12 protein-coding genes, 1 tRNA gene and 4 pseudogenes are annotated in these 13,987 nt (G+C 58.3%); 13 read left to right on the top strand and 4 right to left on the bottom strand.

The genetic code is table 11. The features are described from left to right. Positions 1–109 precede the first annotated feature (109 nt). The 6 genes and pseudogenes from L0Z65_RS06020 to L0Z65_RS05995 all read left to right on the top strand — a co-directional run bounded on the left by L0Z65_RS06020 (position 110) and on the right by L0Z65_RS05995 (position 4,804). Positions 110–424 (top strand): heavy metal-binding domain-containing protein, encoded by a 315-nt coding sequence (locus L0Z65_RS06020; protein WP_014879981.1) that lies wholly within the window; start codon positions 110–112, stop codon positions 422–424. A gap of 66 nt (positions 425–490) precedes the next feature. Next, positions 491–1,246, top strand: coding sequence for a Fe-S cluster assembly ATPase SufC (gene sufC / locus L0Z65_RS06015; protein WP_014879982.1), 756 nt, complete (start codon positions 491–493; stop codon positions 1,244–1,246). Then, positions 1,247–2,527 (top strand): SufB/SufD family protein, encoded by a 1,281-nt coding sequence (locus tag L0Z65_RS06010; protein ID WP_405111620.1) that lies wholly within the window; start codon positions 1,247–1,249, stop codon positions 2,525–2,527. It begins immediately after the preceding gene. Beyond that, positions 2,527–3,012: a YIP1 family protein gene (locus L0Z65_RS06005; protein ID WP_096871286.1), complete on the top strand. Its 486-nt coding sequence runs from the start codon at positions 2,527–2,529 to the stop codon at positions 3,010–3,012. Before L0Z65_RS06010 ends, L0Z65_RS06005 begins: the two co-directional genes overlap by 1 nt. Continuing rightward, positions 3,009–3,590, top strand: a complete 582-nt coding sequence (locus L0Z65_RS06000) for a YIP1 family protein (RefSeq protein WP_405111617.1) — start codon at positions 3,009–3,011, stop codon at positions 3,588–3,590. Before L0Z65_RS06005 ends, L0Z65_RS06000 begins: the two co-directional genes overlap by 4 nt. Beyond that, a pseudogene (locus tag L0Z65_RS05995) lies at positions 3,583–4,804 on the top strand (cysteine desulfurase). Before L0Z65_RS06000 ends, L0Z65_RS05995 begins: the two are co-directional and overlap by 8 nt. Positions 4,805–4,962: 158 nt before the next feature. Here the strand turns inward: L0Z65_RS05995 and L0Z65_RS05990 are convergent. The 3 genes from L0Z65_RS05990 to L0Z65_RS05980 form a co-directional block, all read right to left on the bottom strand. Then, positions 4,963–5,202: a hypothetical protein gene (locus L0Z65_RS05990; protein ID WP_405111614.1), complete on the bottom strand. Its 240-nt coding sequence runs from the start codon at positions 5,200–5,202 to the stop codon at positions 4,963–4,965. Next, complete coding sequence (locus tag L0Z65_RS05985) at positions 5,174–6,622, bottom strand: UDP-N-acetylglucosamine-peptide N-acetylglucosaminyltransferase (RefSeq protein ID WP_405111611.1); 1,449 nt, start codon at positions 6,620–6,622, stop codon at positions 5,174–5,176. Before L0Z65_RS05985 ends, L0Z65_RS05990 begins: the two co-directional genes overlap by 29 nt. A 172-nt stretch (positions 6,623–6,794) precedes the next feature. Further along, a tRNA-Ser gene (locus L0Z65_RS05980) sits at positions 6,795–6,884 on the bottom strand. 120 nt (positions 6,885–7,004) lie between these two features. Between L0Z65_RS05980 and L0Z65_RS05975 the strand changes: the two genes are divergently transcribed. From L0Z65_RS05975 to L0Z65_RS05945, 7 genes and pseudogenes are all read left to right on the top strand, one after another. Further along, the gene (locus L0Z65_RS05975; protein WP_405111608.1) at positions 7,005–7,856 is read left to right on the top strand and encodes a DUF2059 domain-containing protein; all 852 of its coding nucleotides are present in this window, start codon (positions 7,005–7,007) and stop codon (positions 7,854–7,856) included. A gap of 239 nt (positions 7,857–8,095) precedes the next feature. Next, positions 8,096–8,687, top strand: a pseudogene (locus L0Z65_RS05970) (50S ribosomal protein L21). Positions 8,688–8,698: 11 nt separating this feature from the next. Continuing rightward, complete coding sequence (gene rpmA, locus L0Z65_RS05965) at positions 8,699–8,968, top strand: 50S ribosomal protein L27 (RefSeq protein WP_014874659.1); 270 nt, start codon at positions 8,699–8,701, stop codon at positions 8,966–8,968. Between the two features lie 194 nt (positions 8,969–9,162). Then, positions 9,163–9,702: a GNAT family N-acetyltransferase gene (locus tag L0Z65_RS05960; protein WP_014879990.1), complete on the top strand. Its 540-nt coding sequence runs from the start codon at positions 9,163–9,165 to the stop codon at positions 9,700–9,702. Between the two features lie 110 nt (positions 9,703–9,812). Beyond that, positions 9,813–10,847, top strand: a complete 1,035-nt coding sequence (gene obgE, locus L0Z65_RS05955) for a GTPase ObgE (RefSeq protein ID WP_405111603.1) — start codon at positions 9,813–9,815, stop codon at positions 10,845–10,847. Beyond that, positions 10,835–11,942, top strand: a pseudogene (gene proB / locus L0Z65_RS05950) (glutamate 5-kinase). The gene obgE and the pseudogene proB overlap by 13 nt, the downstream one beginning before the upstream one ends. A gap of 74 nt (positions 11,943–12,016) precedes the next feature. Continuing rightward, positions 12,017–13,284, top strand: a pseudogene (locus L0Z65_RS05945) (glutamate-5-semialdehyde dehydrogenase). 106 nt (positions 13,285–13,390) lie between these two features. Here the strand turns inward: L0Z65_RS05945 and L0Z65_RS05940 are convergent. After that, entirely contained in the window at positions 13,391–13,987 is a 597-nt protein-coding gene (locus L0Z65_RS05940) for a histidine phosphotransferase family protein (RefSeq protein WP_405111600.1), read from the bottom strand.

Raw genomic sequence — 13,987 nt, 5'->3', positions numbered from 1 at the left:
GGATCATGTATTGCGTTGGATACGGTGGATTTGGCGCGTTAGGCATGATGATCGGCCTTGTGACCGGGGCAATTCGAGCGGGTCGGCGTATCAACACTGGAGTTTCAAGATGATCATCACAACCACACCAAACGTCGAAGGCTACCAGATATCCGACTACAAAGGCATCGTGGTGGGCGAGGCCATCATGGGCGCCAACGTGGTGCGCGATGTTTTTGCCTCCATCACCGATATCGTTGGCGGCCGCTCCGGCGCTTATGAAAGCAAGCTGCAGGATGCGCGTGAAACCGCGCTGGCAGAGCTGGAAGACCGCGCCCGCGCCAAAGGCGCCAACGCAGTTGTCGGCGTCGATCTGGATTACGAAGTGGTCGGCCAATCCATGCTGATGGTGTCGGCCAGCGGAACAGCCGTGGTGCTCGGCTAAAAAATTCGCCCCTCGGGGCACAGGAATAACCGGGGTTCGCCCCGAAGAGATATAAACGAGGAAAAAATGCTCGAAATCAAAAACCTGCACGTCAAACTTGAAGAAGAGGACAAGCAGATCCTCAAAGGCGTCAACCTCACCGTTGAAGCTGGCAAAGTGCATGCGATCATGGGGCCGAACGGCTCTGGCAAATCCACGCTGTCTTATGTGCTGTCTGGCCGCGACGGCTATGAGGTGACCGACGGTGAGGCCTCGCTGGCGGGCGAAGATCTGCTGGAGATGGAGCCGGAAGAGCGCGCCGCCGCAGGCGTCTTCCTGGCGTTCCAATATCCGGTTGAGATCCCCGGTGTCGGCAACATGACCTTCCTGCGCACCGCAGTAAACGCGCAGCGCAAGGCCCGCGGCGAAGAAGAGCTGAGCGCCTCTGACTTCCTGAAAGAGGTCCGCGCCAAGGCGAAGACGCTGAAGATCGACGCCGATATGCTGAAGCGTCCGGTCAATGTCGGCTTCTCCGGTGGTGAGAAAAAGCGTAACGAAATTCTGCAGATGGCGATGCTGGAGCCGAAAATGTGCATCCTTGATGAGACCGATTCCGGTCTGGACGTGGATGCAATGAAACTGGTTTCCGAAGGCGTGAATGCCCTGCGCGACGAAGGCCGCGGTTTCCTCGTCATCACCCACTATCAGCGCCTGTTGGACCACATCAAACCCGACGTGGTTCACATCATGGCAGATGGTCGCATCGTGAAAACTGGTGGTCCTGAGCTGGCGCTGGAAGTCGAGAACAACGGCTATGCCGACATTCTGGCAGAGGGTGTGTAAATGGCGCTTGCTGACAGAAAACAAAGCGAAACAGAGGCGCGTCTGGCCACGCTGACCATGCCGGAGGGCGGCTGCCTGGCGGAGGCGCGCAAGGCTGCGCTGTCCCGCGTTCAGACACTGGGGCTGCCCGGCCGTCGCGATGAATATTGGAAATACACCCGGCCTGATACGCTGACCGCAGCGGAGGCACCAACCGCCGCCGTTTTTGATGCAGGCGAGCCTCCGATGTTCAGCGAATTCGAACGCATCAAGATCGTGTTTGTCGATGGTGTTTTTGACGCTGATGCCTCGGATGAACTGGCGTTGGAAGGGATCAGCATTGATCGCATTGCTGACATCTGCGCCAAAGATATCCATTGGGCCAAGGACTTGTACGGTGTTCTTGAAGCGCGCGGTCAGACCCCTGTCGCACGCCCGCTGGCGGCTTTGAATACTGCATTTGCGCAGGATGGTGTCGCGATCCGTGTTACCGGGACGCCTTCGAAACCGGTCAGCTTGATCTATCGCCACGCCTCAGAGGATTCGGATGCGATTCTGCACCACGTGATCCGTGTTGAGAGCGGGGCCACCGCGACCATTCTTGAAAACGGGCCTGCGGCCTCGCGGTTCAACAAATGCATGGAAATTGACGTCGCCGACGGCGGTTCCCTGCATCTGGTGCGCGCACAGGGTCGTGACCACGAGCGTCGCGCGGCAACACATCTGTTTGCGCGTCTTGGCACTGAATCTGTGTTCAAATCCTTCACCCTGACCGTGAATGGCGTGCTGACCCGGAATGAAGCGGTGATCGAGCTGACCGGCGATGATGCCGTGGCCCATATCGCTGGTGCGTGTGTTGGCGATGGCGATTTCCATCACGACGACACTGTGTTCATCACCCATGATGCCGTGAACTGTGAGAGCCGTCAGGTCTTCAAGAAGGTGCTGCGCAATGGCGCGACTGGTGTATTCCAGGGCAAGATCCTCGTGAAGGAAGGCGCGCAAAAGACTGACGGGTATCAGATTTCCCAGTCTTTGCTGCTGGACGATGACAGCCAGTTCCTCGCCAAGCCTGAGCTGGAAATCTATGCCGATGACGTGGCCTGTTCGCATGGCTCCACGTCCGGTGCGATTGACGAAGAAGGGCTGTTCTATCTGCGCTCCCGTGGTGTACCGCATGCCGAAGCGACCGATCTCATGACGCTTGCGTTCCTCGCCGAGGCGGTGGACGAGATTGAGGACGCTGATATTGCGGCGAACGTTGTGGACCGGCTGGAAGGCTGGTTGGCCCGGCGCCGCTGATGTCCGTCAGTCAGGACATTGTTGCCACCTACAAGGGGCCGCGCAGAGTTTTTGCGCGGCGTCTTGCCATGGGGCTGCATGAAGACCGGCTGCTTGCCATTCTGATGGCTGGCTGCGCCATTGCGTTCATTGCGCAGATGCCGGTGCGGGCGCGGGAGGCACATCTGACCGGGCAGGAGTTGAACATGCTGCTGGGCGGATCGCTGCTTGCATTGCTGTTCATGGCGCCGCTGCTGTTATATGCGCTGGCGTTTCTGGCCCATGGGCTGGCCCGGATGGTTGGCGGCTCAGGCGGTAGCGCACAGGCCCGTCTGGCGCTGTTCTGGGCCTTTCTGGCGGCCAGCCCGTTGATGCTGCTAAATGGACTCGTGGCTGGGTTCATCGGGTCGGGGCTTGAACTGACGCTGGTTGGCGGGATCTGGTTTCTGCTGTTTCTCTGGTTCTGGGTCAGCGGTATGGCGCAGTCTTACTGGGGTGAAAAATGATACCCTACCAGACACTTGCAAGCCTGACCTTCAGCGCACCAACTGCGGCGGCACGGGTGCTTCTGTCGGTGGATTGGCCCCGTCAGGCGCTCGTTTTGGCCTTGTTACTGACGGCGGTGCTGAACACTCTGGTGCTTGAAGTCGCGGATGCGATCCTCGCCAGCGACAGCAGTCTCCTGCCCAGCCTGCCCCCGCTGCCCTATGCCGGTGCGGTGTTTGCCCTGCATCTTTGCATTACTGGGCTGCTGACCTGGACCGGTCGCTGGGTTGGCGGGCAGGCGCGTTTTGTCGATATACTTGCGGTCAACGTCTGGCTGAATGCGGTGCAGATTGTGCTTTTGGCAGCGGTGATACTGCTGCATCTGGTGCTGCCGTTGGCCGCCTCGTTGATTGCGCTGGTGGCGAACTTCGTCATGCTGGCGATCTTTCTGCTGTTCATCAAAGAAGCACATCAGTTTACATCCGTCTGGCGGGCCATTGGCTCGGTTCTGATGTCGGCGATATTGATCGTCATCCTTCTCTCTCTGCTTTTGGGGGCCCATGCCCCGGCACTATTGGGACTTCCCGACCATGTATGATGTCCAAAAAATTCGCGCCGATTTTCCAATCCTGTCCCGTCAGGTGAACGGCAAGCCGCTGACCTATCTGGACAACGGTGCGTCGGCGCAGAAACCTCAGGTGGTGATTGATGCAATTACCCGTGCATATTCAGAGGAATATTCTAACGTTCACAGAGGTTTGCACTATCTTTCTAACCTTGCGACTGAAAAATACGAAGGCGTGCGTGGCACGATCTCGCGTTTTCTGAATGCTGGGGATGAGAACACGATTGTGATGAACTCCGGTACCACTGAAGGCATCAACACCGTAGCCTATGGTTGGGCGATGCCCCAGCTGGAGGCCGGGGATGAGATCATTCTGAGCGTGATGGAGCACCACGCCAACATTGTGCCTTGGCATTTCTTGCGCGAGCGTCAGGGCGTGGTGCTGAAGTGGGTAGAGACCGCCGCTGACGGCAGTCTTGATCCGCAGGCGGTATTGGACGCCATCGGTCCCAAAACCAAGCTGATCGCAATTACCCAATGCTCCAATGTGTTGGGGACCATTGTGGATGTGAAAACCATCTGTCGTGAAGCGCGTGAACAGGGCGTTGCGGTATTGGTCGACGGCTCGCAGGGCGCGGTCCACATGCCAGTGGATGTACAGGATATCGGCTGTGATTTCTACGCGATCACGGGTCACAAACTCTACGGGCCGTCCTCATCAGGTTCGATCTACATTCGACCCGAACGGATGGCAGAGATGCGCCCCTTCATGGGCGGCGGCGATATGATCAAAGAGGTCGCGCGTGATCAGGTGATCTACAATGATGCGCCGATGAAGTTCGAGGCTAAGCACGCCGGGGATCGTACAGATGATCGGTCTGGGCGTGGCGCTTGAATATATGATGGACATCGGCATGGAGAATATCGCCGCTCATGAGACGGCCATTACGACCTATGCCAACGAGCGGCTAAGCGGGTTGAACTGGGTGAATATCCAGGGGCAAGCTGTTGACAAAGCAGCAATCTTCAGCTTCACGCTTGAGGGCGCTGCTCATGCGCATGATATCTCCACCATCCTTGATAAAAAGGGCGTGGCGGTGCGCGCAGGGCAGCATTGTGCGGGGCCTCTGATGGATCACCTCGGCGTAGCCGCTACCTGCCGGGCCTCTTTCGGATTGTACAACACCAAGGAAGAGGTCGACGTGCTGATCGATGCGCTGGAGCTGGCGCACGACCTGTTTGGCTAAGCTACACGTGTAGACGCGCCAATATCAGCCGCGACCTTGCTCATCCTAGATGCTCACCCGTCAGTGCAGCGCCAGCGCTGCGGTGCTCTGACGGATTTCGCGAGGGTGGCATGCGCGCCGGGATGCTTGGCGAAGACGATTCAGTTGGCGCGGCGGTCTTAATGCCGAGTTGCGGACTGACTCTCTTGATAGATCTGGCGCAGCGTACCCTCGTAGTCTCTCGTCCAGGCTGCGGTGTCAAATAACGGCAGCGCCAATCGCTGCTCTCTCAGGTGATGTTTGATACGCATCATTTCATCGGGGTTTTTCGCTAGGCTGACGGCTTTGTCGATGAAGAGTTTTTCTGATTTCACAGACAGGTCAGACAGGTTAGCCGCGCTCAGGATGCTGCTGGCCACGCGGGACGCAAACTGTTTTCCGGCTCGTGTCAGTATCGGAACAGCTAGCCCACAGGGCGTCGGACGCCGTGGTGTGGGCATTGTAGCTAAAGCAATCGAGGCACAGGTCGACCTGCGCTATGCGATCAAGGTGGGCAGCCTGCGGTAACGCCCCGCAGGGGATGATCCGATCTGGATCCACGCCATGCGCCTCGGCCTTTTGGGCGATGTCATCGGAGATATCATCACTACCCATATAAAACAGCAGCACCGAGCCCGGAGCTCTTTTGAGGATTTTCATCCAAGTGGCGAATTCTCGCGGGCCGACCTTGTATGTATTGTTTAGATTGGCGAAAACGAATGTGTCCTGCGGCAGGTTGTAGTCAGATCTTGTGTTGCGGACTTCCGGGATATGGCGGCAATTGCTGTTCGGCTGATAGCAATTGGGCAGTCTGAGGATCGTTTCGCTATAATACTGCTCAGCGCCTTCCGGGATGGTGACATGATCGGCGATCATATAGTCCATCATGTCCATGCCAGTAGTTCCGGGAAACCCGAGGAAAGACACTTGGACAGGTGCAGCTCCGTAGGCGAAGATTTCCTGCTTTGACTTGAACGTATCGCCTTTGAGATCGACGGCGATATCGACCTTGTCGCGGATGGACAGATCGGCAATTTCCTCAGCAGTCAGGTCTGAGACATCCCTGTAGTGATCTGCAAATGCACGGACGAAGGTGCTTTCCTCCGACTGCTCTTTGGGAAAGAGATCGTAGACGAAGAATTCAAACTGTTCTCTATCATGGGCCTTCAGGGCGCCTCTAAACAGATGCATTGTCGCATGTTCACAGAAGTCGCTCGAGAAATAACCAATTCTGATTTTTTCGCCGGGATCATGGGGAGCAGGTTTGCTTCGTTTGGGTTTGGGGGCTCGCAGCTGTGCATTTTCAAGCTGCGCTTGCGGGTCATCCAGATAGGCTAGCAGCGCCAGGGGTTCAAAAGTAAGGCCTGTCTGGCGCATTCGCTGGATAGTGGCCACCTCTTGTGCCCCGCTTTCCCAAGCAAGGAATTTTCGCCGAAGCCTCACTATAAGTGGCAGCGCGATAGGGTTGTTCTCATCGATCTGCAGGGCGGCCTCAAGTGTCGTGAGCGCCTCTCTCTCGTCGCCACCATCTTTCAATCGTGATCCGAGGGCGGCGATGAAAACAGGGTTTGACGACGCCAGCGACAGAGCTTTTTTCTGCAAGGCAATGGCTTCGGCAATGCGCCCGGGTTGGGAGGCAATGATTTCGGCCAGATAGTGATAGCTGAGCGCAGTCTCACCCTCATGTATGAGGGAGCTGCGCATCAAGGGTTCGGCATCTGCGAAGTCACGGCTGCGCATAAGGAGAACTGCGCGTGTATAGAGCGGGCAGTTAAATCCGTTTGGAAACGCAATGGTCAAAATGAAACTCCGGATCAGCGCCAGCCTATTAAGACTCGAAATGCTTAATGGCCGGTGAGGATCCGCAGATGAAATGGCGGGTATTTCGGCATGTTTACGACAGCACTCTTAGAGACCCCAACCGCAATCTATCGCGGGGGAACACAGGAGTGGTCAGATTTTAATGTAGTAATGGCGGAGAGACAGGGATTCGAACCCTGGGAACCCGTGAAGGCTCAACGGTTTTCGAGACCGCCCCGTTCGACCACTCCGGCACCTCTCCGCGGGGGGTGAGAGGGCGTTTAAAGTGGAATTCGCAGGCGCGCAAGGGGGGATTTGGCGCATTGAGCAGGAAAATGGATTTTTCATTGTCTCCCGCAGGAAAACGCTTAGGTTTTGGACTATGATACAGCTTATGTCGTTCCGAACCCGCGTGATGCAAACGCTCTTAAGCCTTGTTCTTGCATCATTATTCGCAATCACTGCTGCACAGGGCGCGGAGCGGGACAGGCTGATCGCCTTTCTTGAAACCACCGGGTTTGATGTGGCTCTCGACAGTATAGCCCTGTCGGCCGAGATGGCGCCGGATATGTTGGGGGTGGATGCCGGAGATTTTGGAGCTGCCTGGGTGCGGTTGTCGCAGGATGTGTTTGACCTCCAGGAAATGCGCGAGATTGCGCTAGGTATACTGGAAGAAACGCTGGAGGAGGACGCGCTGGCCCATGCTGCTGAGTTCTACGCCAGCCCGCTGGGGGCGCGTCTGGTACAGGCGGAGAATGCCTCTCATATGATTGAGGATGATGAGACCAAGCAGCAGGCAGGGCTGCGCATCATCTCCGACTTGGTGGCCGAGGGCAGTGAGCGCCCGCAACTGTTTCAGCGCATGGGGCAGGCAATCGATGCCGATGGCACAGGTGTGAAGGCGGTGCAGGAAATCCAGTTTCGGTTCCTGATGGCGGCCAGCGCCGCCGGTGTGATCGATCTGCAGCTGGACGCGGACGGGTTGCGCGCCTTTATGAAGGAGCAGCAGGCCTCAACCCAGATGGCGCTGCAGGCCGCGAATATGGCCGCAAACGCCTATACCTATCAGGCCTTTAACAATGAGGAACTGGAAGCGTATATTGTGGCGTTGGAGCATCCGCTGATGCAGCGGGTTTATGAGCTGCTCAACGCGGTGACATTCGAAATTACGGCCAACCGTTTCGAAGTGCTGGCCTACCGGCTGAAAGACCTGGAAGCTGCGCAGGATCTCTGAAACGAAAACTGCACTACGACCGGTCGCGTTTCAGCTGCGCTAGGCGACACCCGCCTAGGGTTGACAGCTCCTCCGTTTCGCCGCATAAGCCCGCATCCCGGCCCGGATTCTCTGTGCCGGGGTTTATTTGTCATACGCCCCCACGGGGCGCGCTGTTCGAGGTGGCCTTCGGGTCGAAACGCTGGACGCATCTGATGCGAAAGGGACCGTAGGACGCGGGTAGAAAAGGAAAGACGCATATGTTTGCGGTCCTCAAAACCGGCGGCAAGCAGTACAAAGTTCAGGCTTGGCGATATGCTGCGCGTGGAAAAATTGGCTGCTGATGCTGGCGAAACAATCCAGTTCAACGACGTCCTGATGCTCGGTGGTGATGCACCGGTTGTGGGTGCGCCCTTTGTTGACGGTGCTGCGGTTCAGGCCGAAGTCGTCGATCAGATCAAAGGCGAGAAGGTCATTCACTTTGTGAAGCGCCGTCGTAAGCACTCCTCCAAGCGCACCAAGGGTCACCGTCAGAAGCTGACTCTGGTCAAGATCACCGAGATCCTGGCCTCCGGCGCTGACAAGTCCGGCGTGAAAGCTGCCAGCGGTCAGGGCGATGCGCCTGCTGCCAAAGCCGCTCCGGCTGCAAAAAAGGCTGCGCCTGCTGCCTCCGGTGACAACCTCACCGAGCTGACAGGTGTTGGTCCCGCCGCTGCCAAGAAGCTGGAAGAAGCCGGTCTGACCAGCTTTGCCCAGATCGCGGCCTTGTCGGATGCTGACATTGCTGCTATCGACGCGGTCAAAGTGAAGCCCGAATGGGTTGAGCAGGCCAAAGAATTGGCTAAAGGCTAAGGAGATAGACAATGGCACATAAGAAAGCTGGTGGTTCCTCACGTAACGGCCGCGACTCAGCCGGTCGCCGCCTTGGCGTGAAACTCTATGGTGGCCAAGCGGCCATCTCTGGCAACATCATCGTACGCCAGCGCGGCACCAAGTTTTGGCCGGGCGAAGGCGTTGGCCTGGGCAAAGATCACACGATCTTTGCAACCACGGACGGTGCTGTGACCTTCCACAAAGGCCTCAAAGGCCGCACCTTTATTTCGGTTCTGCCAGTGGCGGAGGCCGCTGAATAAGCCGAACCTGAAAGGTGAGACACAATCAGGGGATCGGCGACATCGCCGGTCCCTTTTTTATTTTTGCCCCGGTGGCAAAACCTAACCAGTTCTCAACGGCTTTGCGTTAGGGCAGGGCGCAACAGTTTGTTAAGGCCCCGCGGTTTCATCCGGCAGCAAGATGAGTGTTGGTATTCTTCGAGAGGAGCAAGGGCATGAGTTTGGATCATAAAAGAGCAGAACAGCCCGTGATCGATGCAGGACGTTTTGTTCTGCGCCCGTTGCGCAAATCTGATGAGGGGCTGATTGCCCATTATGTCAGCGATGAACGCGTTGCCCGCATGACGACCGCTATTCCACACCCGCTGCCGCCGGGCGCGATTGAGGCTTTTGTTGCCCGCGCCCTGGATGAGGACCGCGATGAAGATGTCTGGGCCATCGACGGTACCGCAGACGGTGGCGAGGAGCTGAAGGGCATTATCAGCCTCAAGCGGCTTGACCGCGACCAGAGCGAAGTCGGCTATTGGATTGCCCCGGTGTTTTGGAACAATGGCCTTGCCTCAGACGCGTTGCGCGCTTTGGTTGAGACCAATCCGCAAGGGTGTAACGCGCTCTTTGCCAGTGCGTTTCAGGACAATCCGGCCTCCGCACGTGTGCTGACCCATTGCGGGTTTGAATATCTTGGCGATGCCGAGACCTTCTCCGTGGCGCGCGATGCAACTGTGCCAACCTGGACCTACAGCCGAAAACTGTGATTGGCGCGCCGCGCGGTTTGCGTTAAGTCGGGGCAGCAAGCCCCGGCACCGTCGGTACGCCCCATCTTATCCCTGCGCCCCTGGCGGCAGGTCATCAGCAAGGAGCTGACATGAAATTCCTCGATCTGGCCAAAGTCTACATTCGCTCCGGCGCGGGCGGGAACGGCTGCGTCAGCTTTCGCCGTGAAAAATTTATGGAATATGGCGGTCCCGACGGCGGTGACGGTGGTCGCGGTGGTTCCGTCTGGGTTGAGGTGACCGAAGGGCTGAACACGCTGATTGACTTCCGCTATCAGCAGCACTTCTTCGCCAAGAATGGCCAGTCTGGCATGGGCCGTCAGCGCACCGGCAAAGATGGCGATGATATCGTCCTGCGGGTCCCTGTCGGTACCGAGATCATGGATGAGGATCAGGAGACCGTTCTGGCCGACCTCACGGAGGTGGGGGAGCGTTTCCTGCTGGCAAAAGGCGGCAATGGCGGCTTTGGCAACCTGCATTTCAAAAGCGCGACCAACCAGGCTCCGCGTCGGGCCAATTCCGGTCAGGACGGGATTGAGCGCACCATCTGGCTGCGCCTGAAGCTGATCGCCGACGTCGGTCTGCTGGGCCTGCCCAATGCGGGCAAATCCACCTTCCTGTCCGCGACCTCCAACGCGCGGCCCAAGATCGCTGATTACCCGTTTACCACGTTGCATCCCAACCTCGGCGTTGTGGGCATTGATGGGGTTGAATTTGTGGTGGCTGATATTCCCGGTCTGATTGCTGGCGCTCATGAAGGGCGTGGCATTGGCGACCGGTTCCTGGGGCATGTGGAGCGCTGTGCGGTGCTCTTGCATCTGGTAGATGGCACCTCAGAAACCATTGCTGAGGATTACCAGACCATCATCAGTGAGCTGGAAGCTTATGGTGGTGAGCTGGCGGAGAAGCCCCGTATCACAGCGCTGAACAAGATCGACTCCCTTGATGATGAAGAGCGCGCCGAGGCCAAGGCCGCGCTGGAGGCTGCGGTGGGTGGACCTGTGTTCATGATGTCAGGTGTCAGCCGCGAAGGTCTGAACGAGGTGCTGCGGTCCATGCGGACCCAGATCGACGAAGATCGCCTGCGCCAGAAACCCCAAGAGGAGCAGGACACGTGGCAACCCTGACCGACGCCCAGCGTATCGTTGTCAAAATCGGGTCCGCCCTGTTGGTGGACCGGACAAGCGGTGCATTGCGGGCGGATTGGTTGCGGGCCTTGGCGGCGGATGTTGCCTGGCTGAAATCGATGGGCAAGGATGTGATCCTTGTCTCATCCGGCTCTATCGCGTTGGGGCGTCGGGTGCTGGGGCTGGCGGCACAGGAGTTGCCGCTGGAGCAGTCGCAGGCCGCGGCTGCCGTTGGTCAAATCCGGCTCGCAGGCGCCTATGAGGAGGCGCTGGCCCCGCATGAGATCACCACCGCCCAAGTGCTGGTCACATTGGAAGACAGCGCCGACCGCCGCCGCTATCTGAATTCCCGCGCCACGTTGGAGACGCTTATTGGCTTGGGCGTTGTGCCCATCGTTAATGAAAATGACACCATCGCCACCGATGAGATCCGCTATGGCGATAACGATCGGCTGGCGGCGCAGGTAGCGGTCACGGTTGGCGCCGATGCGCTCATCCTGCTGTCGGATGTCGATGGGTTCTACACAGCCAACCCGGCGTTGGATCCGACGGCCCGGCGCTATGACATCATCGACCAGATCACACCTGAGATTGAGGCGATGGCTAAGCGATGGTGTTTCGGGTCTCTCCAAGGGCGGGATGATCACCAAACTCCTGGCGGCCAAAATGGCAACGGCGGCGGGTTGCGCTATGGCGATTACCGAAGGTTCGCCTGATAATCCACTGAAGTTGCTTGAAAATGGTGCGGCCTCGACGTGGTTCGCCGCGCAGGATGATCCGCAGGTTGCACGCAAGCGCTGGATCGCGGCGATGAAGACACGCGGTGTGGTCTCTGTGGATGAAGGCGCGGCACGGGCACTCGGTTCCGGCAAGAGCCTATTGCCCGCTGGCATCCGACATATCGAAGGAGACTTTGGCCGCGGTGACCCGTTGGCCATCCTGGGCCCAGACGGGCGAAAACTGGGGCAGGGGCTTAGCCGGTATACAGCCGAGGAGGCGTCTGCCATCAAAGGGTGCCAGTCGATCGAGATCGAGGCCATCCTTGGTTATGCGGGCCGCGCTGCTGTCATTCACCGTGATGATATGGCGCTGTAACCGTGATCCATGTTAGGGCTGACCCCGCCTGACCGCGACATGTGTCAAAGAGGGTCTACAAAGGGTTTCAACCAATGAATGAGACGCAAGATATAGCTGCGCTGATGGCCGATATTGGCAAACGCGCAAAGCAGGCTGCCGCAAAACTGGCGGCAGCCACTGCTGAACGCAAAACGGCGGCGCTGAATGCGGCTGCGGATGCAGTTTGGGACACTCGTGCGGAGATCTTGTCCGCCAATGGCAAGGATCTTGATTTCGGTCGCAGTAAAGGGTTATCGCCCGCCATGATGGACCGGCTGTCGCTGGATGAGGACCGGATTTCGGGGATCGTCGCTGGGCTGCGCGCGGTTGCCGCACAACCCGACCCCGTGGGAGAGGTGTTGGCGGAATGGTCTCAGCCCTCTGGGTTGGACATTCAGCGGGTGCGTACCCCACTTGGGGTGATCGGCGTGATCTACGAAAGCCGCCCGAATGTGACAGCGGATGCTTAGGCGCGCTGTGCCTCAAATCCGGCAATGCGGTGATCCTGCGGGGCGGGTCGGAGAGTTTTCATTCCAGTCAGGCCATTCATGGCTGTTTGGCCGCGGGTCTGCGTGCCGCCAACCTGCCTGAGGACGCTGTTCAACTGGTACCGACGCGCGATCGCGCGGCTGTGCAGGAACTGCTCACCATGACCGATACGGTCGATGTGATTGTTCCGCGTGGCGGTAAGGGGTTGGTGGGGCTGGTCCAGCGCGAGGCGCGGGTGCCGGTCTTTGCACATTTGGAGGGGATCGTGCACATCTACCTCGACAAGGATGCAGATCCGCAAAAGGCGGTGGAGATCGTTCTGAACGCCAAAACCCGCAGGACGGGCATCTGTGGCGCGGCAGAATGTCTGCTAATCCACCGTGATATTGCCGAGACAATCGGCCGGGATGTGCTGACGGCGCTGGCGACAGCAGGGGTGGAAATCCGGGCTGAGGCTGGTCTGCCGGGGCCGGATGGCATGACAGCCGCCACAAGCGCGGATTGGGGCTGCGAATATCTGGATGCGATTATCGCGGCCAAGCAGGTCGATGATATCGACGCCGCGATTGCCCATATCCGTGCCCATCATTCGCAGCACACCGATTGCATCATCAGCGAAAACGATGGTGCTGTGGCGCAGTTCTTCGCTGAGCTGGATAGCGCGATCCTGATGCACAATGCTTCAACCCAGTTTGCCGATGGTGGTGAATTTGGCATGGGAGCGGAGATCGGCATTGCGACGGGCAAGATGCACGCACGTGGGCCTGTCGGGGCGGCGCAGTTGACCAGCTTTAAATATCTGGTGCGTGGCCATGGAGCCGTACGCAGCTAATTCCGGACCAGACTGACATTAAAAAAGCGCTGCAAGTGATTGCAGCGCTTTCATTATATCCAAGATTCAATCCAGCCTAGATATGGCCAGACTAGAAATGGCCAGCTTAGAAATGGACCGTGACGCGTTCCAGCGTCTGTTCCACACGGACGGTGCGGCCCAGATCTTTTGCCGCCTCGGGCAGCATCGCGAACTGAACCAGCGCGGGTGTGACGGTTGCCGAGGAGGTGCCGCCGCTGACGCGTGCCCAGAGATCATCATCAATATTCAGCTTGCTGCCCTCACCGATGACGGTCCATTTCCCGTCGGCACAGAGGATCTTGACCGTGCCGCCATAGGGCAGGCCGGTTTCCAGGCACAGCGCCGCGAGGAAGGCGAGCCGCACCTCTGTCCGGCTGGAGGCCTCCTGCGGAGCCCATTGATATTTCAACCGGCCCCCTTTGCCGATATCTTCGAGGACGGACACCACTTCGGCACGGCTAATCTGCTGGTCGCTGGCTGCGCCAAAGGCAATCCGGAAGAACCGGACACGGGCATTGGCATTGGCCACACTGTCGGAGATCAGCTCCAGCTCGGGGCCGGACATATCCCCAGACATTCCAAGCAGTTCCAGCCCGTTGTTGATCGCGCCGATCGGGCTGATCAGGTCGTGGCAAATGCGCGACCCTATCAAAGCCGCGAGATTAGCGTTATCTACTGACAT

The sequence above is a fragment of the Phaeobacter sp. BS52 genome (assembly GCF_045040595.1).
GTDB lineage: Bacteria > Pseudomonadota > Alphaproteobacteria > Rhodobacterales > Rhodobacteraceae > Phaeobacter > Phaeobacter piscinae.
This window is presented reverse-complemented; position numbering and strand designations above follow the sequence as displayed.

Bases quoted from the DNA above. Each gene is read 5' to 3' on its own strand.
- L0Z65_RS06020 (WP_014879981.1), top strand. From the start codon at position 110: ATGATCATCACAACCACACCAAACGTCGAAGGCTACCAGATATCCGAC.
- sufC (WP_014879982.1), top strand. From the start codon at position 491: ATGCTCGAAATCAAAAACCTGCACGTCAAACTTGAAGAAGAGGACAAG.
- L0Z65_RS06010 (WP_405111620.1), top strand. From the start codon at position 1,247: ATGGCGCTTGCTGACAGAAAACAAAGCGAAACAGAGGCGCGTCTGGCC.
- L0Z65_RS06005 (WP_096871286.1), top strand. From the start codon at position 2,527: ATGTCCGTCAGTCAGGACATTGTTGCCACCTACAAGGGGCCGCGCAGA.
- L0Z65_RS06000 (WP_405111617.1), top strand. From the start codon at position 3,009: ATGATACCCTACCAGACACTTGCAAGCCTGACCTTCAGCGCACCAACT.
- L0Z65_RS05975 (WP_405111608.1), top strand. From the start codon at position 7,005: ATGATACAGCTTATGTCGTTCCGAACCCGCGTGATGCAAACGCTCTTA.
- rpmA (WP_014874659.1), top strand. From the start codon at position 8,699: ATGGCACATAAGAAAGCTGGTGGTTCCTCACGTAACGGCCGCGACTCA.
- L0Z65_RS05960 (WP_014879990.1), top strand. From the start codon at position 9,163: ATGAGTTTGGATCATAAAAGAGCAGAACAGCCCGTGATCGATGCAGGA.
- obgE (WP_405111603.1), top strand. From the start codon at position 9,813: ATGAAATTCCTCGATCTGGCCAAAGTCTACATTCGCTCCGGCGCGGGC.
- L0Z65_RS05940 (WP_405111600.1), bottom strand. From the start codon at position 13,987: ATGTCAGTAGATAACGCTAATCTCGCGGCTTTGATAGGGTCGCGCATT.